This is a genomic window from Martelella sp. UBA3392 (genome assembly GCF_002358775.1).
Classification (GTDB): domain Bacteria; phylum Pseudomonadota; class Alphaproteobacteria; order Rhizobiales; family Rhizobiaceae; genus Martelella; species Martelella mediterranea.
Map to the genome: position 1 here is coordinate 28,629 of NZ_DEPM01000309.1, position 19,927 is coordinate 48,555.

Consider the following 19,927-nt stretch of genomic DNA (forward strand, 5'->3'; position numbering starts at 1 on the left):
TCCTCGACCCAGCGCGCTGGAACTCGCGACTATTCTCGGCTACAGGTGCGCAAATGGTGACGACCCTTGGCGGCCGATTGTGAATTAGACCGCCACTTTGAGCGAATGTCGGTATCGGTGGTTGCGAGCCCCCGCAACCAGCACTGTTTTATAAATCATATCAAAGGCTTCGCTCTCAACCGGCGAGGCCTTTTTTGCTATTCTGCCCCGAAACACCCGTCGCAAGATGTAGGAGGTGACCTGAGCCCCGACTCCCCTCCATTTTTCCGGAGAGTCTTGGGTCCGCCGACCCGCTCGGCGAAGCGGTCTGTGCCGCGTCCGAGAACGGCATCCGTGGCGCGCTCGTTTTCGAGCATCAGAAGCACCGTTTCGCACCGGGTAAAAAGGTCGTCCGTCGTCGGGGTTACGTCAGCACTGGGCTCAGCGAGCGGCGTGCAGCGTTCCGGCGTCTGGTTCCAGACGACAACGCGCTGGCCAGCATAAACGAGGTTCAGCGCGATAGGGGTTCCCATCGTCCCAAGGCCAAATGAAGCCCGTCGGTTGCTGTTGCATCATGAGTGCGTTTCCCTCTTGCGTGAACGCAGCCTAATGTCAGACCTCTGTTCAGAAAGAACGAAATTTATTGAAATGCGGATCGAGAAAATCGGGTAGGTTTATCATCCGCACAATGGCTGCCTGCCCCTTGTTCCGGGGTGAGAGAACCAGGCAGGGATGTTTCCGGCCGGTTCTTCCTTCCGGCTTTTATTTCAAGATGCGCGTTTTCGAAAGGCAAGCCTTGATCGTCGAATGGACGTCGCGAAACCTCCCCACTATCGGTTTGGTTGGGACAGCGGTTTTCAGCGCTTCGGAGTTACGGAACGCAGGTGACGGCTGTGTTTACGCTGGGCTGGGACAGCGGCCTTATGTGAGGACGCGGACGGGCGATCCGGCGGCGAAGGCCTCGATTGCCTCCACGACCTGACGCCAGACTTCCTGTCTTGCCGCATTCGAGGCCCAGGCGATGTGGGGGGTGATGATGACGTCGTCTCTTGCGGCGACTGCGAGAAGCGGGTTGTCATCGCCTGGCGGCTCGCGCGTCAGGACGTCGATCCCCGCGCCCGCGACCAAACCGTTTTCGAGCGCATGAACGAGCGCATCCTCGTTGATCAGGCCACCGCGTCCGCAATTGATGATGATCGGCCGCTTTTTCATCCGTGCGAATTCCGGCTTCGCGATCAGGTCGCGCGTCTTGCTGTTAAGCGGCGCGTGCATGCTCAGCACATCGGCCGTCTCGATCGCCTCGTCGAAGGGAATATAGGGCTTTTCCAGCTCTGCCGTTTCGCCCTTTCGCCCGGCAAACACCACATCCATGCCGAAGCTTGCGCCGATGCGCCCGACGGCCCTGCCGATTGCGCCGCCGCCGAAGATTGCCAGTCTCGCGTCTCTGAGCGCCCTGATATCGTGCGAGAAATAGCAGAACTGGCCGGACTCCTGCCATTTTCCGGCAATCACGCCCTGGCGGTAGCCGATGAGGTTCTTCGACAGCGCGAGGATCAGCGCGAAGACGTGTTCCGGCACGGTGTCGATCGCATAGTCGCGGACATTCGAAACGGCGATCCCGCGCGCCCGGCAGGCTTCAAGGTCGATATTGTCGTAGCCGGTCGCGGCAATGGCGATGAACTTCAGCGCCGGCAGGCTTTGCAGCGCGTCCGCGCCGATCCGGACCTTGTTGACGACAGCGATTTCGGCGCCGGCCAACCGGTCGACAAGCGCCTCCGGCGCGGTTTTGTCGTAGGATGTCCAGCGGTGCGGCAGGGAAGGGCGGAACAGGTCCACGGACGGCCCCATGGTTTCCTGTTCCAGAAAGACGATCTCGGGCGTGTCGGTGGGTCTTTTCATGCCTGCCGCCGCACGGGATCGCCCAGAACATGCATCAGGCGGTTCGCCCAGCCGAAGAGGGCGGCCGAAAGCACGAGATCGACGATCTCGATCTCGGAAAGTCCCGCCGCGCGCAAGGCGTCAAGCTGAGCCGCATCGGCCTTCGGGGGGCAGGCGGAGAGAGCGGCGGCGAAATCGAAAATCGCCCGGTTGCGCGGCGACAGTTCGGCGTCGGGGCCGGCCATGAGAAGCTGATCGGTCACCTCGGTCGATTTTTCCAGCTGGGCATGGCGCGTGGCGTGCACGGCGGCGCAATAGATGCATCCGTTCACCACGGAGGCGCTGATCGCGCCAAGCTCGCGCTCCGCCCGGCTGAGGCCATCCTTGCCATACATGATGGCGTTGAAAAGCGGCGAGCGAACCTTCAGCGTTTCCACGTCATGGGCCAGCGTCAGCACATAGGGGGAAATCCCGGCATTCGACGGCGTGATCTGCAGGGCTTCGCGCTGGGCCTCGGTTGCGGTCTCGATATCGACAGGCACCACGCGCGGCTGCCAGTCGGGAATGGTGCGGGTGAATTTCTTGACGATAACGCTCATGCGTTGTCCCCCTTCAACAGCCGCAATCCGGCAATGACGCGAACCTGATAGGATATGAAGGCGTTGAGCTCGGCCAGGCGAACGATATCGGCGTCGCCGACGCCGGCTTCCTTCAACGTCGCGATGTCTTCCGCCGCGGCGCTTTTCGTCCGGGCGGCGGCCATGTCCATGAAGGCGACCACGGCAGCGTAGTCCGTGGCGGCGCCGTCATTGGCGACATCGGCAAGCGAAGCCAGGGAGCCGGCACCCGCCTGGTAGTGCGCGCCCAGCGCGCTTTCGTCATTGAGGAAGGCAATCCGCGCTGCCAGAGCTGCGCGCAGCTCGTAGGACCAGGCGCCGGTTTCGGCCGGACGCAGCACCGCTTCTTCTGCGGCCTGGGTCATGTCGAAAATGCTGCTGCGGCTGGCGATCGCATCGGCAAGCCCGGTTCCGGCCGGCGCATCGATGAACGACAATGCCGTCGTACTCTGTTTCATCGTCATCTCATCCTTCCTCATGCACCGCCGCCAGTTCGCTCGGCGTCCATTCGCTGCCGTCGAGCTCGGGGGTGCAGTAATCCTGTATACACTGCCAGTGATGGTCGACGTCCTCCCCGTAAAGGGTGGCGGCAAGCGCCTTCGTCAGCCAGGCCGCGCCATCGGAAATGCCCGGAATATCGCCGCTGACCTTGCCGAGGCTCGCCGTTGCACCGTAATTGAAGCAGTAGATATTGCCGATCCAGGGCGCGCTGCCCGCCGACTTTTCGCGGAAGGTAAAATCGGAATTGAGATAGGGGAAGGCCCCGAGGTCGCTGGATTGTTCATCTGCCGGCGGCTGGTAGACATCCCTCCACAGCAGGATCTTGTCGGCATCGTCCCCGAACTCCGCGCGCGCCAGCGGATCAACGGTAAAGCCCGTGCCGAGAATGACGAAATCCGCGTCATAGGACGAACGATCGGCGAACCGGATCGTCAGCCCGTCATCGCTTTCCCCGATGGTGTCGACCGCCTTGCCAAAATGGAAGAACGCATTGGGGTGGCGGCTGACGCGGAGCGTCGAGCCGTGCGGCGGCGGGGTCTGGCAGGAGAATGCGTATTGCAGGAAGCGCCAGCGCCAGGCGTCCGGCAGCGCCGCGAAGCCGGCGGTAAAGCCGGGGCTGCCGACGCCGGTCATCTTGTTGATCGTCGGCATCTTCGCCCGGCGAACGAAGTGGCGCACCTCGGCCGCGCCGTGTTCCAGCGCTTCGGCGGCATTGTCGACAGCCGAGGCGCCGGCCCCGATGACCGCAACCTTCTTGCCCTTGAGGGCGTCAAAGTCGATCTCGTCGGCGCTATGGGCCCAGCGCCGGCGCGAAAGGCCTGCAACAAAGCCCGGTATATTGGGTTCGCCAGTGCCGTCGCGGCCGGTGGCGAATATCAGCTTGCGAACCAGGATGGAGCCGTTCTCCTTGCCCGAAAGATGCAGTCTCAGCAGATCGCCTTCCGGCTCGACGCGGTCAAGCGAAATGCCGTTCTCGACCGGAACCTCAAGCACCTTCCGGTACCAGCGGAGATAGTCCATCCACATCGGCCGCGGGATCTTGTCGAGCCGTTCCCATTTCTCCGCGCCGAACTGCGCGCGATACCATGCCTGGAAGGTGAGGGGGCCGTGACCGAAGGCGGGGCCCGGCAGTTCCTTGGGAGAGCGGAGCGTTTCCATGCGCGCATAGTTCAGCCAGGGGCCCTCAAGACCCTCCGGGCTTCGATCCACGACGCGGACATTGGTGATCCCGGCGCCCCGAAGCGCGAACCAGGCCAGCATGCCGCACATGCCGCCGCCGACGATCACCACATCGGTGACGCCGGGGCGCTGCGGGATCCAGGTCTTGCCCGGATAGCACAGGAAGCGGAGATCTTCTTTCACGCGGGCTTCCAGCGCTTCCAGTCCGCTGTCATCTGCGGGAGAGTGGTCATTTGACATGTGGTGAGTTCCTGAACGAAGTGTTGAATTTTGCTGGTTGCGTGCCTACACTCTCGCCGGAGCGGCAGTTTATGGAAGCGCCGCTGCGGCCGGCTCCCGATATTTGAACTGGGCGGTCTCGGCGTTGCCGTGGTAGGTCCGGGCCAGTTCCGTCGCCGTTCCGGCCAGTTCATCCACCGCCCTGACGATGGCCTCGGCCTTGGCATCGTCGAGCAGCGCGGAAAGGTTGAGGCGAACCCAGCCGGGCTTTTCGAGTTCGTCGCCAAGAGCGATTGCCTCCATGATCGCCGAAGACCTCGCTTCATCGATGTCGAGCAACCGGTGGGCATAGGGACCGGCGCAGGCGCAGCCGCCGCGCGCCTGAATGCCGTAGACATCGCTGAGCAGTCGTGTGAACAGCTGATGATGGACATAGCCGCCTTCACCATCGCGGATACGGAACGAAAAGATCGGCAGCGAGGGCGCGCTTGCCATGCCCAGAAGTTCGAGCCGCTCGTTCTGCGTCCAGACATCGAGCGCCATTTTCCGCAGTTCCTGATGGCGCTGGTCCAGCCAGTCCTGGCCGAGCGCCTCCTTGACCAGCATGGCGAGTGCCGTGCGGATATCGCCGATGACGTTGGGCGTGCCGCCTTCCTCCCGCGTCGAAAGCCGACCGGAATAGACATGCCCCCACGGCGATACGAAGGAAACCGTTCCGCCGCCGGGAATGCTGGGCGTCGCGCGTCGGGCAATCGCGTTTTTCATGATGAGGACGCCGGATGCGCCCGGCCCGCCTGGAAATTTGTGCGGCGAGAAAACGATCGCGTCTTTCTCCGCATCCGTGCCGGGCTTCATGTCCATCGTCACATAGGGCGCGGCCGCGCCGTAATCCCAGATCGATATCGCGCCATGGCGGCGCAGCAGACGGGTAACGGCGTCCACATCGGTCAGAATGCCGGTCACGTTCGAGGCGGCACAGAAGGCGCCGACCAGGATATCCGCCGATTGCGAAGCCGAAAGTGCGGCTTCAAGCTGTCCGAGATCGGGGCCGCCATCGGGGCCTTCGGCGATCTCGATGATTTCGGCGCCGCTTTCCCGCCAGGGCAGGATGTTGGAATGATGCTCATAAGGCCCGATCAGGACGACCGCGCGCTTGCCGGCCGCCACGCTTTCGGCAATGTCCAGAAGCTTTGCCAGACGGTTGATCCCGGCGGTCGAGCCAGAGCCGGAAAAGATCACGCTGGTCTCATCATCCGCGCCGACAAGGCGCGCGATCTCGCCGCGCGCCGCCTCGCGCAACCGGGTCATGTAAGAGCCGCAGAACGATGCCTGGGTGTGGGTGTTGGCATAATAAGGCAGCACCTGATCGCGAATGAAATCCTCGACAAGGGCGAGGGCGCGCCCGGAGGCGACGTAATCCGCGTAGATCAGCGTCTTTCTACCGAAGGGGCCGTCAATTGCCGCGTTGTCGCCGATCAGGGAAGCCTGAATGCGCGCGCGGGCGTCGGCGCCTCCCAGTGACTGTATGAATGTCTCGATTGGAGACATGCTTTTTCTCCCGTCTCAGAAATGGTTTGATCGATAAACTAACGAATTTACCCGCGAAAACATTACACATTTTTTGTTGATATTTGTAAAGATTGTGTCATACGATATCAATATGAGCGAAAAATGGGACAGACTGGATCTCCGGATCCTGCGCGAACTTCAGCATGATTCCTCGCAGTCGCAGCGCGCCGTCGCCGACAGGGTGGGATTGTCGCAGAATGCCTGCTGGCGCCGGCTCAAGGCGCTTGAGGAATCCGGAATCATCCGCAACCACACCGTGGTCATCGACCGCTCCAAGCTGGGCTTCGGCCTGGTCGTCTTCTCCATGGTCAAGACGCGCCATCATTCCTCCGAATGGCTGGACAAGTTCCGCCGGCATGTCTCCAACATCCCGGAAGTCATAGATTTTTTCCGCATCGGCGGAGATTACGACTACCTGCTGAAAATCGTCGTCCGCGACATGTCCGGTTATGATGAGGTCTACAAGCGGCTGATCAAGGATATCGAGCTCGATACCGTCACCTCCTATTTCGCGATGGAGGCGATCGAGGAGCAGCGCCCGCTTCCCATCGGCTAGGCTTCGCCAGCCCCTTCATATTTCATCGCCACCTACAACACTCCCAATCCGCCGAAGCCTGCAGACCGGGATGTCGTGCGTCGTTCGTCAAACCGAAGCCATCCAGTTGACACATATTGTCCAGGTTTCCGCACTTGACGCGCATCGTCAGGCTTGCAGAAGACCGCCTTCGGACTTCGTCAGGAACTCGCATCCCTCGTCCGTGACCAGCACCGTGTCGGAGATCTGGGTGGCGACTTCGCCGGGAATTCGGATATTCGGCTCGATGGCCAGTATCATGCCGGGGGCAAGCGGTATGTCCGTCGCCGCGTCGATAGACGGCCATTCATGCGCGCCAAGCCCCATGGAATGGCCGATACGACCGGGAATATAGCTGCCATAGCCGCGCGTTTCGAGACCGGCCTTGGCGGCGTTGAAAAGGTCGGAATAGAGTGTGCCCGGACGGATCATGTCGAAGACTTCCGAACGGATTTCGAGGATGGCTTCCAGCGCCCGTCGCTTCTCCTGCGAGACCTCGCCGATCATCACGGTCCGTTCGTTCTCCGTGTGGATTCCGTCCAGCACGCTCCACAGCAGGATCGCCGTGGTCTCGCCGTTTTGCGGCGTCTTCGTGGTCGGGTTGTCGCAGTTTAAAAACATGCGGTCTCCCGAAAGCACCCAGGCGAACATGCCGTTCTGGATGCCGTGTTCGAGATTGCCGAAATCGGCAACCTCCTTGTCCGGGTATCGGTCCGCCCAGCTGTGGCTCATCGCGGCCATGGAGGCGAGTGAGATTTCGCGCTCGTTTCCGCCCTTTCTGAGCGCCAGAATGGCCGCGTCCATGCCGACATCGGCGATCTCGCCGGCAGCACGGGCGTTTTCGATCTCGTCGTCGTCCTTCACCGAGCGGCATTGCATGATGGCGTCGGATGCGTCGGCAAACTCCGCGCCTGCAAGCTCCGTCTCGATCTCGCGGAAGCGGGCAACGGAGATGAAGTCGAGATCGAGGCCGATCCGGCCCTTTTCGATGCCGCGTTCGGCAAGGATGGTCTTTAGCGCCGCGCGCCAGCTCGGCCCCATGGTCTTCTTGGTCGACCAAGCGCCATAAAGCCGGATGTCGGACAGGAAGCTGGCTTCTTTCGCATGATCGTCGCGCAGGGCGTGCACGAGCAGGGCGTCCGATCCCTCTGGCGTGAGGATGGCCACCACCGGATGGCTGTAGATGATCGGGTTGAAGCCGCTCATGTAGAAACTGTTCTGCGGCTTAAAGGCGACAATCGCATCGAAGCCCTCGCGGGCCATCGCTGCGCGCAACCGCCGAACACGTCCCGGCGTTTCTTTCGGCATTGGAGATCCTGTGTCGTTATGCGTGGGGGAGGGGCCGGAACTGGCCGCGCCATCATGGAGATGACGGCACGCCTGTTATGGGAAGGCGGGCTGTTCAAAGCCCGCCTTCAGCGTTTTTAGTCCTTCCAGTACCAGGTCTGGGGGTTAGCCTGCGTCGGTGTGGCAAGGTCCCACCAGTTCAGCATCTCTTCGGGGACGTTTCCGAGGTCGTTCTTGACGATTCCGTAGGTCGGCATGGCCTTGGCGATGCCGAAGACCTCGAATTCCTCGGCCGCGATATCCGCCGCCTCTCTGGCGATCGCCAGCCGCTCTTCGGGATCGGTTGCGCCGCGGGCTTCGTCATAAAGGCGGAAACGCTCCTTCACGCTTTCCGGCGGCTCCATGCCTTCCGCACCGTCGCTCAGATACCAGTCGCGCCAGCCGATTGCCCAGCGGGCATCGTGATTGACGGGAATGATCTGGTGCGGATCGCTGCCGGGGATCCAGGCTGCGCCACCGACCCAGACCGCAGCGTCATGTTCGTTGCTGTTGGAAGTGCGTTCATAGAAATAGGTGCGCTCCACCGGGTTGACGGACATGTCCACGCCGATTTCGGCCCATTGCTGACGAACCAGTTCGAGCATATCGACCCAGTCGGCGCGGTAGGTCGGGATGGCATCGATCTGGAAGGCCAGCGGCTTGCCGCTTGGCAGTAGCCGGATACCGTCGGGGCCGCGCTCGAGGTCAAGCCCGTCAAGCAGGGCATTGGCGCGTTCCGGGTCATACTCGATGTACTGCGTGGCGAGTTTCTCGTTGTAATAGGGGTTCTCCGGCTCGAACGGTCCCTGCTGCCAGGGATCGCCCTCGCCGAGCAGCACCGTATCGATGATCTGCTGACGATTGATGCCGAGCGAAAGCGCGATCCGGAAATCCTTCTCGTTGAAGACTTCGCGCAGTTCCGGATCCTTGCTGGTCAGGTTGAGGTCGATCATCATCTGGTTGAAACCGCTGACGATGGCGGCGAACATCCGATAATCGCCCTGTTCCCGGTTTTGGGCCAGCACCGGCCGGTTCGCCGGGGTGTCGAGATGACGTAGCCCGAAGTCGATCTTGCCGGCGATCGCCGCGAGAATCAGGCTTTCGACATCCTGCGAGACCGAGGCGGTGAGCCTGTCGATATAGGGAAGCTGGTTGCCCTCGGTATCGACCTGCCAGAAATACGGGTTCCGCTCCAGAACCACGCGCGTAGCGCCGCCCGTATAGGGCTCTTTGATGACCCAGGTATCAAGCGTGGGACGGTTCGGGTTGGCCCAGCGGGTCGCGACTTCGGTGTCGCCGCAGTTCTGCAGGAAGAGCGTCTGCCAGTCGGGCGCGCCGGCTTCCTCTATGAGTTGATCGACATTTTCATTGTAGTCCGGGTGAAACTGCGAGCAGTAATGCTTTGAATAGAGCACGGGATGCTGCCCGGTTGGCGCAGCGAGTACGGCCAGAAAGTCGCCGTTCGGCTCATCGAAGCTGAAGCGAACCGTATCCTCGTCCACCACCTCGAATGCCACGGGGTCTCCGTTGAGCGTGTAGCGGGTCTGGACCGGCGCGAACGCCTCGTTCAGCACCAGATCCTCGACATTGAACGCGACGTCTTCGACGGTGAAGGGCTCGCCATCCGACCAGCGCACGCCGCGGCGCAGGTCAAAGGTGAAATCCCGGCCGCCATTGCTGATCTCGTAGCTGCTGGCCAGATTCGGAATGATCTCCGTATAGGTCGGGTCCCAGCGCACCAGCCCCTGATGGCCGACCATGCGCAGGATGTGATTCTGGTCGGAACTTCCGCGCAGGCCGAAACGCAATTCGCCGCCATAGATTCCTATGCTGTCGATCGGTTCGATGACGAGAGGGTCTTCTCCGACCCGTTCTTCCACGGGAGGCAGTTCGCCGGCTTCCACGCGTTCCGCCAGTTCCGGCGCCTGCGAATAGCTCATCTGCGCCTGGAGGGCGCCGGCCGGCAATGAAAGCGCCGTTGTCGCCAGAGCGATATGCAACAGCCTGCCGCGCCGAAGAGCAGGCAGATATGATCTTGATAACGTCCCCATGATTTCCCTTTCTTGTCATTCTTTCCAGTCGCTGCGCCAGCTCCGCCCGCGACTGCCGGCCCGCTCCGGTTCCCGCAGATAGGACTCGTCTTCGTCCGCCTCGCGCGGAAAGATCTGTACCGCAGCCGCAGGGAGCACATCTAGGGCATTGACCATAAAATTGTAATTAATTGTTACTCAGAAGTCTTCACTTATTTTTACCTCGGCAGCGTTGATTTTCTATCGCCTGACCACATGGCCGCCTCTACGGCGAATTTTTTTGAATTCGGCGAAAATCGACGATCCCCTTGAGAAATGGCTGATTTAGCGTACGTTCTGGAGGGTCGGCTGCTTGCTGATGGAAGCGTCTACCGGCGAGCTGCCATCCAGCCAAGCGCCGGATAAATTGCCGCGATGAACGCCGTGTCAAGAGCCGCGGTGTTTATTGTTGTTATTTTCTGTAATACAGAGCTTATCATCCGTGCGCCGGAACACCGGTTGCGCGCGACAGCCAGCTCCCGTTGTCATCATCTCAACTGAAGGAACAGCTTCCATGGGAAAAGTCACTCCGGCTCACGATCGTCTCCTGTCGGAGATCGCCCGCAGGGAATGGCAGTTCCGACGGCATCATTTCGTACGCGAACTCGGCGCCTATGTGCCGCTGCGGCCAGAATTGCCCCGCGTCTGCGCCGAGGTCCAGCGCGAGAAGCTGGCCTTCTGGCAGGATATTCTTGAAGAGCTGGACGCGCTGGATGAGGCGCAGCTCTCAGAAGTGGCGCGGGAGGACCGGTTCGTGCTGCGACAGCAGGTCGAGACATTCGTGGCGCAGCAGCATTTCCGCGAGTATGAGCGCCCGTTCAACGCCTTCACCACCTTCTGGGGCGATGTCGCGGCGGTCATTCGGGAGGAGCGTTTCGACAGCGAGGACAAATACCGCACGGCGCTTGCGATGATGGTCGATGTGCCGCGTTATTTCGAGGAAATGATGGAGGTCATGAAAGACGGTCTCGCGCGCGGCTTCTCCCAGCCGGCGCGGATCGTGCCGCAATGCCTGAAATCGCTGGAATCCTTCGTGCGCCAGTCGCCCGCCGAAACCGATTACTACAAGCCCTTCAAGGCGTTGCCGCCGCAGATGCCGGCCGCGACCCGGGAAGCGCTGCGTGAGGCCGCGCTCGATACCATTCGCGATGCCGTTCTACCCGCCCATGAAGCGCTTCTGACCTTCATGAGGTCGACCTATCTGTCGGCGGCGACGGACGTGATCGCCGCATGCGACCTTCCCGGCGGGCGCGCCTACTACGAGAGCAGGCTGCGCGAGTTCACGACGCTCGAGACGACGCCGGAGGCCGTCTTCGAGGCGGGCCTGGCGGAAGTCGAGCTGTGCCGGTCGAAGATGACCGAGGCGATGCGCGAAACGGGCTTTTCGGGCGATATTGCCGCCTTCGTCAAGCAACTGGAAACAGCGCCGGAATTCTACGCCCGAACGCCTGAGGAATTGCTGATGCGGGCGTCCTGGATCGCGCGGCGGATCGAGGGCAAGCTCCACCTGTTCTTCGGCGTTCTGCCCCGAGGCCGTTACGCGATTGAGCCGGTTCCGGATGATATCGCGCCGAATTTTCCGGCCGGCACGGGCGCCCCCGGCCTGTTTCTGCTCAACACCTACGACCTGCCGTCACGGCCGCTCTATCTCCTGCCCGACCTCACCCTTCACGAGGCCGTTCCCGGACATTGCTTCCAGACCGCGCTGGCGGCGGAAAATCCCGACCGGCCGGACTTTCGCGCCAAGACCTACAGCATTGCCTATGGCAATGCCTGGGCGCTCTACTGCGAAAAGACGCTCGGCATCGAGATGGGCGTCTATGAGACGCCCTATGAGCTTTTCGGCATGTGGAGTTCTCTGGCGCTGCGCGCCGTGCGCATGGTCGTCGATGTCGGCATCCATGCGAAGGGCTGGTCCTACGAGCGGGCGCTGGATTATCTGATCTGTAATACCGGCCTGCACCCGCGCGCCATGGAGGCGGAATTGCGCCGCTATATCAGCTGGCCGGGGCAGGCGCTCGGCTATTATCTTGGCATGATGGCGATCGAGCGGGCGCGTGCCGGGGCCGAAAATACGCTCAAGTCGGATTTCGACATCCGCGTATTTCACGACCGCATCATGGGGCTCGGGCCTGTGCCGATGTCGCTGGTTGAAGACAGCATCGACGCGATGATCGCCGAGAAGCTGAGCGCGAAGCGTTAGCCGGCCGCCACGCGCTGACGGCGTCGCGGCTCAGGTCCAGCGACGTCGGCGAACCTGGCCGTCATGGTCGATCACGCAGTAACGTCCGCCCTGGAAGTAGTCGTTGATCTCCGGAAATGCGGTTACCGCCAGTCGGCTTGGCCCCGGTGCAGCGTCTGTCTCCGCATCCTGCTGCGGGCAATAGCCCAGGGCCTGCGCATTTGAATTGTCCCACCATGTCTGATCGCTCTTGGAGACTCCGAACACCGTCGTGCAATCGATATCGGGGTGTTCGAGACCGATGCGGACGAGCTCCGCGAAATCGCGATCTCCGAGCCAGGTCACCCGCGAGCGCTCGTCGAAAATGCCGGCGGTGGCGTTGCCGATCCGGATGCTGAGGGTCTGGATGCCATAGCGCTCGAAATAGAGGCCGGCCTGAAGCTCGCTCCAGCATTTGCCAAGGCCGTAGAAGGTGTCTGGTCGCATGGCGTCCTGCGGGGAGATCCTGGCGGAGCGTGGATAAAAGCCAACGGTGTGGTTGGACGAACCGAAGACGATGCGATTGACGCCGGTCTGCCGCGCCGCTTCGTAGATGTTGTGGGTGCCCATCACGTTGACGCGGAATATCTCGTCGATCGACCGCTCATTGGGATAGCCGGCGAGATGGACGACGCTATCGGCCCCGTCCAGAGCCTGCCGAACCGCTTCCGGATCGCAGATATCGACCCGATGCCAGCTTTCGTTTTCCGCAAGGTCGTCCGGCTCGACGATATCGACGACGCGGATTGCTTTAAGCTTTCCGGAAAGATGCTTGCGGCTGGCGCGGCCAATCTTTCCGGCGCCGCCTGTTATCACCACGGTCTGCGCGCTGGCAGGCTTCACCGGCTCGGCACCGGCCTCTCGGGCGGCCTCGCTTTCTCTATGGGGCATGCTATGTCCTTGAATTGTCCAGGCGGCTGTTTGAAGAATTGCGGCCGTCGATCTCAGGTCCTGAACCGATGAACGGGAACGCCGGGCACATCGACGCGAAGGCTGAAGACCAGGCCGCAATTGGGGTTTTGGCTTTCGGGCCGCCGCAGGCTGGTGAAGAAGAGCGTCTTCATGTCGCTGCCGCCGAAACAGGGCATTGTCGGAGCATCAGGTGGGACCGGGATGGACTTGAGAAGTTCGCCCTCGGGGCTGAAGCAGTTGAGACGACCGGCGGAAACGCCGGCGCTCCAGTAGCGGCCTTCCTGATCCGTTGCCGCCCCGTCCGGCCTGCCATCCTCTTCCTCAAGATCGGCGATGCGGGTGCGTTCGCTGATTGCGCCCGTTTGCGGGTCCAGCCGCCAGCGCTCGATCCAGCGCTGCCTGGAGTCGGAGTGAAACAGCATCCTTCCGTCAGCCGAGAACGCCAGCCCGTTGGAGGTGCTGAGGTCCCGGATCTTGCGTTCGGCCCTTCCATCCGCGGTGACGCGCCAGAGCGCCGCCGTCGGCTTGTCCCGGTGCATACTGCCCACCCAGAATGCGCCATCCGGCCCAACCTTGCCGTCATTGAGGCGGTTTTTGGCAGGGCGCGCATATTCTCCGGGTTCGGGTTCGACAAGGCAGTCGAGCTTTCCCGTATCGGGCGCGAAGAGATAAACGCCGGAGGCCATGGCAACCACCAGCCGGTCGTCATCCGTCAGGCCGAACGATCCGACCGGCTCCGGCAAGTCCCAGTATGTCTCCGCGCCCCCATCCTCGCCCTTGGCGTGAATGCGCCCTTTGGGAATATCGACCCAGAGCAGGCGTTTGCGGGCATCGTCCCAGACGGGGCTTTCGCCCACCCGGCACGGCGTCATCGAGAACACATCCGCCGATATTGTCGTCATTTTCAGTCTCACACTCTTTTGCGCAGCGCCAACATGGCGCCGGGCCCAAAACATATTTACGGCAAAACCGCCCGCTCAGACACGTTTCGAGTAGACATCGCGGCTGGTAAGCTGGTTCAGCATCGGCTCGCCCGCCCGGTAGCGCCGGATGTTTTCCAGCAGGATTTCGGCGACGCGCCTTGCCCTGTCCGGCAGGGCAGGGGTCATATGTGGGGTGATCAGCACGTTGGGCGCATCCCAGATCGGCGCATCCGGGGACAGGGGCTCTTGGTCGAACACGTCAAGCCCCGCGCCCGCGATCGCCCCGGAGCGCAACGCCGCAGTCAGCGCCTCCTCGTCGATCACCGGTCCGCGCGCCATGTTGATGATGAACGCAGAAGGGCGCATCAGCGCGAACTCGCGGGCGGAAAACAGATGATGGGTTTCGTCATTGAGCTGCGTGGCAAGCATGATCACGTCCGCGCCCTCGATCAACGTGTCGAGGCTGCCGCCCGCATCGGCGCAAATGAGCCTGTCGACATTCGGCGGCGTGTCGGCGCGCGCGCTGCGGGTATAGGCGATGACATTCATCTGGAACGCCTTGCCGAGCGCCGCCATTGCCGCGCCGGTATGGCCTAGCCCGACAATGCCGAGCGTCTTTCCGGCAAGACCAAGTCTTTCGTCATAGCCGGGGATGCCCCGCCAGATATGCGCCGCCTGACATTCGATCAGCCGTCTGGCGTCGAATGTCAGCGCGAGCGCGAAGTAGAAGGCATGCTGGGCAAGCGCTTCGGCCGAACGGCCCGCCGACCCGGTGACCACGATCCCCTTTTCGAACACACCCGGCATGGCGGATTTCGTCAGCCCGGAATGGCCGCAATGGACCCATTTCAGCTTCGGGCCGGCAAGAAACCGCTCGTCTATGTCGGATTGCACGACGGCGACATCGACGGTTTCGAGTGCTTTTCTGATCGTCGCATCGTCATCGGGGGTTGCAAAGATGATCCTTGTCGGGGCCAGAACCGCCTCGACCTCGCGGAGCGCGTCTTCCGGCAGCGCGAGCGTGAAAAGCACCTCTTCGATGCGGACCTCGGATGGTGTGGCGATCACTTTGAACCGGTCTCCTCTTTGCCTGCACGCATGGCGCAGGCTATTCCTCCCGACAGGCATCGGACGCCTGCCATGGTTGGGAATCAAACTACAATTATTTACCAATTTAAACAACATGCCTCTACATGGTTCCGGGTTCCGCCATTATTGCGGCGTGCGCAGTCCTCGCAAGCGTGGCCCGGGAACGCGGCGGCAGGGGCTGACAGGGAAGGGCCAGCCGTCTGAAACCTGAGAAGATTTAGACATCTGGGCGCTTCGCTCCGCGGTGATGGCAGGCCGTGGGCCCCGTTCCCCGCCAGGTCTCTGCTCCCGCGCGTAGAAAGACTTATGCCGCCTTACGTTTATTGACATCCCGACCGGCCGCGCCTAACCCTGCCTGCCATTCTTTTGCAGCCAGGACGGAGGGGCCCATCATGCGACAGAAAAGCAGCGACGATGATCGTCAGGAAAAACACGCCCGGCCGCGCCCGGCCGAGCAGGAGGCGCTCGATTTTCATGCGCGCGGGCGTCCGGGCAAGCTGGAAATCACGCCCTCGAAGCCGATGGCGACCCAGCGCGATCTTTCGCTTGCCTATTCGCCGGGCGTGGCCGTGCCGGTCCGGGCAATCGCGGAAGATCCGGATCGCGCCTTCGACTACACCACGCGGGGCAACATGGTCGCCGTCATTTCCAACGGGACCGCGATCCTGGGTCTTGGCAATCTCGGCGCGCTTGCCTCCAAGCCGGTGATGGAAGGCAAGGCGGCGCTGTTCAAGTGTTTTGCCGACATCGATTCCATCGATCTTGAGGTCGACACCACCGATATCGATGCCTTCGTCAACTGTGTCAGGTTGCTCGGCCCCTCCTTCGGCGGCATCAATCTTGAGGATATCAAGGCGCCGGATTGCTTCATCATCGAACAGCGCCTGCGCGAGGCGATGGACATTCCGGTTTTCCACGACGACCAGCACGGCACGGCCATCATCGCCGCGGCGGGACTGATCAACGCGCTGCACCTGACCGGCCGCGACCTCGCGTCGACCAGGATCGTGTGCAACGGCGCGGGGGCGGCCGCGATTGCCTGTATCGAGCTGCTGAAGGCCATGGGAACGCCTCATGACAACATCATCCTCTGCGACAGCAAGGGCGTTGTCCATGAGGGGCGCAATGACGGCATGAACCAGTGGAAATCGGCCCATGCCGTCAGTACCGACCGACGCTCGCTGGCAGACGCCGTCGACGGTGCCGATGTTTTCCTCGGCCTTTCCGTCAAAGGCGCGCTGACGCAGGACATGGTCGCCACCATGGCGCCGAATCCGGTCATTTTCGCAATGGCCAATCCCGATCCGGAAATTGCGCCGGAGGATGTCGCCGCCATTCGCTCGGATGCGATCATGGCGACGGGCCGGTCGGATTATCCCAACCAGGTCAACAATGTTCTGGGCTTTCCTTACATCTTCAGGGGCGCGCTCGATGTGCGCGCAACCGAAATCAACGAGGCGATGAAGGTGGCCGCCGCACGGGCGCTTGCCGCACTCGCGCGTGAGGACGTGCCTGACGATGTCGCCGCAGCCTATGCCGGCAACCGGCCGAAATTCGGGCCCGGTTACATCATCCCGGTTCCCTTCGATCCGCGCCTGATCTCCGCCATCCCGGTGGCCGTCGCGCGGGCGGCGATGGAATCGGGCGTTGCGCGGCGCGAAATCACCGATTTCGAGGACTATGAGCGCGTGCTGTCGGCCCGGCGCGATCCGATCGCCTCGACCATGCAGCGCGTCTATGAGCGGGTTCGCCGCCAGCCGAAGCGCATTGTCTTTACCGAGGGTGAAGAGGAGCAGATGATCCGTGCCGCGATCTCCTTCGTGAACCAGAAGCTTGGCACCGCCATCCTGCTTGGTCGCGAGGATCTGGTGCGCAAGGCTGCCCAACAGGCCGGCGCCGATATCGAGCGCCCCGGCATCGAGCTGATCAACGCCTCGCTTTCCCATCGCAACGCCGATTATACCGCGCATCTCTACAAGAGGCTGCAGCGCGACGGCTTTCTGTTCCGCGATTGCCAGCGGCTCATCAACAATGACCGCAACCACTTCGCCGCCACCATGGTGGCGCTCGGCGATGCCGACGGCATGGTGACCGGGGTGACGCGCAACTATTCCACCGCGCTCTCCGATGTGCGGCGCGTGATCGATGCCCGTCCCGGGCATCGCGTGATCGGCCTTTCGCTGGCGCTTTGCCATGGCCGCACCGTGCTGGTGGCCGATACGGCCGTTCACGACACCCCGAACGCCGCCGAGCTTGCAGATATCGCCGAGGAGGCCGCCTCCATGGCCCGCCATATGGGCTACGAGCCGCGCATCGCCATGCTTGCCTACTCAACCTTCGGCCACCCGCGCGGCGAGCGCGCGAGCCAGGTGCGCGATGCTGTGCGTATTCTCGACGAGCGCGGCGTCGATTTCGAGTATGACGGCGAGATGGCGGCCGATGTGGCGCTGAACGCCGAACGCATGCGGCAATATCCGTTCTGCCGGCTTTCGGGTCCGGCCAATGTGCTCGTCATGCCGGCCTTCCACTCCGCCTCGATCGCAACCAAGATGCTGCAGGAACTGGGCGGCTCGACGGTCATCGGTCCGCTTCTGGTGGGGCTCGACAAGCCGGTGCAGATCGTCTCGCTCGGCGCGCGCGATGCCGACATCGTCAACATGGCGGCCATGGCGGCCTATAGCGCGACGGTGCAGACTGAAGACGAGACCTAATCCGCCGAGGCAACCGAGAGACCCGCATATGGCCGCCGCCTCCCGGAAAGGGCGGCGGCGGCTAAACGTCATCTCCGGGCGATGTCAGTCCCGACCGGCCAGATCGGCCGGCAGCAAATCTTCGGGGACATCCTGATAGCAGACCGGCCTCAGGAAGCGCCGGATCGACAGCGTGCCGACCGATGTGTGGCCGAAATTGGTGGAGGCCGGATAAGGGCCGCCATGCACCATGGAATCGACCACCTCCACGCCGGTCGGAAAGCCGTTGGCAAGCACCCGCCCGGCCTTGCGCTCCAGAACGGGCATCAGGGAGCGTGCGAGCCCGGAATCCGCTCCGTCCATGTGGATGGTGCAGGTCAGCTGTCCCTTGAGCGACGTCGCGATCCGCCGCATCTGATCTTCCGATTGCAGGCGGACGACAAGTCCGAGGGGTCCGAAGACCTCTTCGGCAAGCGCATGGTTTTCGAACCAGCTCTCCGCGTCGGTTTCGTAAAGATAGGGCGTCGCGCTGCGCCCGGAACAGGATGTCTCGAGGAGTTCGCGTACGCCGCTGCCTTTCCTCACGCGCTCGCGCCCTTCGCGATAGGCCGAGGCAATGCCGTCGGTCAGCATCGTCTGCGGCGGCGTTTGCGCCAGCGCTTCTCCGGCGGCAGCGATGAAATCATCGGCCCCCTTGCCGTCGATCACGAAGGCGATGCCCGGATTGGTGCAGAATTGTCCGGCGCCCATGGCGAGCGATGCCGCCCAGCCCTTGCCGATATCGGACCCGCGTGCCGCTACGGCCGCCGGCAGCAGAAACATCGGGTTGACCGAGCCAAGCTCGCCGAAAAACGGGATCGGCTCCGGCCGTGAGGCGCACAGATCGAACAGCGCGCGACCGCCCCCGAGCGATCCGGTGAAGCCTACGGCCTGAATGCAGGGGTGCTGGACCAGCGCCGTTCCCACATCCCGGTTGCCGCCCTGGATGAGCGAGAACACGCCCGGCGCGAGATCGCACCGGCGGCGTGCAGCATCGATGGCGTCGGCGACGATCTCGCTGGTGCCGGGATGGGCGGAGTGGCCCTTGACCACGACCGGGCAGCCGGCGGCAAGGGCGGCGGCGGTGTCGCCGCCGGCTGTGGAGAATGCGAGGGGAAAGTTGGAAGCGCCGAACACGGCGACCGGACCGATGGGTCGCTGCACCATCTGCAGGTCTGGGCGCGGCGCCGGTTTGCGCTCCGGCATGGCCTCGTCGTGGCGTCGATCGAGGTAATCGCCTTTTTCTATGTGGTCCGCGAACAGGCGCAACTGGCCGGTGGTGCGGCCCCGTTCGCCGTTGAGACGTGCCGCAGGCAACCCGGTTTCCTCCGTTCCGATTTCGGTTATGGCGTCGGCGCGAGCCTCGATCTCGTCGGCGATGGCGCGGAGGAATGCCGCGCGTTTTGCCCGGCCTGTGTAACCGTAGGACCAGAAGGCCTCCTCGGCAGCCTTTGCCGCGCGGTCGACCAGCTCGGGCGTCCCGGCCGAAAATTCACGGGCCGGGCCGGTGGAAGGTTCGGACGAAAACCGTGTTTCGCTGCCGACCCATTCACCGGCGATGAGGTGTTTTCCTCTCAGTGCAGACGTCATTGAATGTTCCCTTTTTTGAAGCTTGCTGGCGAGGCTGGTCGTTTTTCAGGCCGAAAAGTGCGCGAGCGCCGCGCGTGCTACTTCCAGATCCTGGGTTGGCGTGCCGGAGCTGATGCCGATGGCTCCGACCACCGTGCCGTCCGCCGTCACCGGCAGTCCGCCGGCCACCACCATCAGCCTGCCGCCAATGGCGGAGTTTATCCCGTAGGCCGGTTTACCGGGCTGGCTGGCCTCGCCATATTCATGTGTCGCCTTGCGGGCGGCGGCGGCCGTATACGCCTTGTCGATGGCAATCGTCGTGCTCGTCACCTTGCCGCCTTCCATTCGCTCGAAGGCGATCAGATTGCCGGCGTTGTCGGTGACCGCGATGCACATCGGCACGCCGATCTTGTCGGCATGGTTGCGCGCGCCTTCAATCAGCTTGCGCGCATCCGTGATGTCCAGTGTCGTGATTGTCTGCATTTCGGGGTCCTCGTTATCCATTGTTGCGGTTGTAAGGGCTATAGCATATGTCGCGCCTGCGCCGGGCGAGGCCTTTGGCGGCTTTTGTCC

15 protein-coding genes and 1 pseudogene are annotated in these 19,927 nt (G+C 62.6%); 3 read left to right on the top strand and 13 right to left on the bottom strand.

The genetic code is table 11. The features are described 5' to 3' along the window. Positions 1-197: 197 nt before the first annotated feature. The 6 genes and pseudogenes from B4E36_RS24070 to B4E36_RS24095 form a co-directional block, all read right to left on the bottom strand. Positions 198-515, bottom strand: a pseudogene (locus tag B4E36_RS24070) (NAD(P)-binding domain-containing protein); the annotation flags it as partial. A 385-nt stretch (positions 516-900) separates the two neighbouring features. Next, complete coding sequence (locus B4E36_RS24075) at positions 901-1,878, bottom strand: D-2-hydroxyacid dehydrogenase (protein WP_292057562.1); 978 nt, start codon at positions 1,876-1,878, stop codon at positions 901-903. After that, positions 1,875-2,456 carry a peroxidase-related enzyme gene (locus B4E36_RS24080; RefSeq protein WP_292057563.1) on the bottom strand — a complete coding sequence of 194 codons (582 nt, stop codon included), beginning with the start codon at positions 2,454-2,456 and terminating at the stop codon, positions 1,875-1,877. Before B4E36_RS24080 ends, B4E36_RS24075 begins: the two co-directional genes overlap by 4 nt. Then, positions 2,453-2,932 carry a hypothetical protein gene (locus tag B4E36_RS24085; RefSeq protein WP_292057565.1) on the bottom strand — a complete coding sequence of 160 codons (480 nt, stop codon included), beginning with the start codon at positions 2,930-2,932 and terminating at the stop codon, positions 2,453-2,455. The genes B4E36_RS24080 and B4E36_RS24085 overlap by 4 nt, the downstream gene beginning before the upstream one ends. Before the next feature lie 7 nt (positions 2,933-2,939). Continuing rightward, positions 2,940-4,394, bottom strand: a complete 1,455-nt coding sequence (locus tag B4E36_RS24090; RefSeq protein WP_292057567.1) for an NAD(P)-binding domain-containing protein — start codon at positions 4,392-4,394, stop codon at positions 2,940-2,942. 69 nt (positions 4,395-4,463) lie between these two features. Continuing rightward, positions 4,464-5,921, bottom strand: coding sequence for an aminotransferase class V-fold PLP-dependent enzyme (locus tag B4E36_RS24095; protein WP_292057569.1), 1,458 nt, complete (start codon positions 5,919-5,921; stop codon positions 4,464-4,466). A 112-nt stretch (positions 5,922-6,033) separates the two neighbouring features. Here B4E36_RS24095 and B4E36_RS24100 point away from each other — a divergent pair, with 112 nt between their 5' ends. After that, positions 6,034-6,498 carry an Lrp/AsnC family transcriptional regulator gene (locus tag B4E36_RS24100; RefSeq protein ID WP_026173718.1) on the top strand — a complete coding sequence of 155 codons (465 nt, stop codon included), beginning with the start codon at positions 6,034-6,036 and terminating at the stop codon, positions 6,496-6,498. A gap of 147 nt (positions 6,499-6,645) precedes the next feature. On the opposite strand, the gene B4E36_RS24105 is transcribed toward B4E36_RS24100, so the two are convergent. Both B4E36_RS24105 and B4E36_RS24110 read right to left on the bottom strand, forming a co-directional pair. Beyond that, on the bottom strand, positions 6,646-7,824 hold the full coding sequence (locus B4E36_RS24105) for a M24 family metallopeptidase (protein WP_292057574.1): 1,179 nt from the start codon (positions 7,822-7,824) through the stop codon (positions 6,646-6,648). 116 nt (positions 7,825-7,940) lie between these two features. Beyond that, complete coding sequence (locus tag B4E36_RS24110; RefSeq protein ID WP_292057576.1) at positions 7,941-9,842, bottom strand: ABC transporter substrate-binding protein; 1,902 nt, start codon at positions 9,840-9,842, stop codon at positions 7,941-7,943. A gap of 583 nt (positions 9,843-10,425) precedes the next feature. Between B4E36_RS24110 and B4E36_RS24115 the strand changes: the two genes are divergently transcribed. Continuing rightward, positions 10,426-12,114: a DUF885 domain-containing protein gene (locus tag B4E36_RS24115; protein WP_292057577.1), complete on the top strand. Its 1,689-nt coding sequence runs from the start codon at positions 10,426-10,428 to the stop codon at positions 12,112-12,114. 30 nt (positions 12,115-12,144) lie between these two features. Here B4E36_RS24115 and B4E36_RS24120 read toward each other — a convergent pair whose 3' ends face one another. The 3 genes from B4E36_RS24120 to B4E36_RS24130 form a co-directional block, all read right to left on the bottom strand. Next, complete coding sequence (locus B4E36_RS24120) at positions 12,145-13,023, bottom strand: NAD-dependent epimerase/dehydratase family protein (RefSeq protein WP_292057579.1); 879 nt, start codon at positions 13,021-13,023, stop codon at positions 12,145-12,147. Between the two features lie 53 nt (positions 13,024-13,076). Next, positions 13,077-13,946, bottom strand: coding sequence for an SMP-30/gluconolactonase/LRE family protein (locus B4E36_RS24125; protein WP_292057581.1), 870 nt, complete (start codon positions 13,944-13,946; stop codon positions 13,077-13,079). Positions 13,947-14,021: 75 nt separating this feature from the next. Further along, complete coding sequence (locus tag B4E36_RS24130; protein WP_292057583.1) at positions 14,022-15,035, bottom strand: D-2-hydroxyacid dehydrogenase; 1,014 nt, start codon at positions 15,033-15,035, stop codon at positions 14,022-14,024. Between the two features lie 413 nt (positions 15,036-15,448). Here B4E36_RS24130 and B4E36_RS24135 point away from each other — a divergent pair, with 413 nt between their 5' ends. Further along, positions 15,449-17,767: an NADP-dependent malic enzyme gene (locus tag B4E36_RS24135; protein WP_292057584.1), complete on the top strand. Its 2,319-nt coding sequence runs from the start codon at positions 15,449-15,451 to the stop codon at positions 17,765-17,767. A gap of 84 nt (positions 17,768-17,851) precedes the next feature. Here the strand turns inward: B4E36_RS24135 and B4E36_RS24140 are convergent, their stop codons facing one another. Next, positions 17,852-19,375, bottom strand: a complete 1,524-nt coding sequence (locus tag B4E36_RS24140; RefSeq protein WP_292057586.1) for an aldehyde dehydrogenase (NADP(+)) — start codon at positions 19,373-19,375, stop codon at positions 17,852-17,854. Between the two features lie 45 nt (positions 19,376-19,420). After that, a complete protein-coding gene (locus B4E36_RS24145; RefSeq protein ID WP_345900919.1) occupies positions 19,421-19,837 on the bottom strand; it encodes a heme-binding protein in 417 nt (138 codons plus the stop codon). Positions 19,838-19,927: the final 90 nt, after the last annotated feature.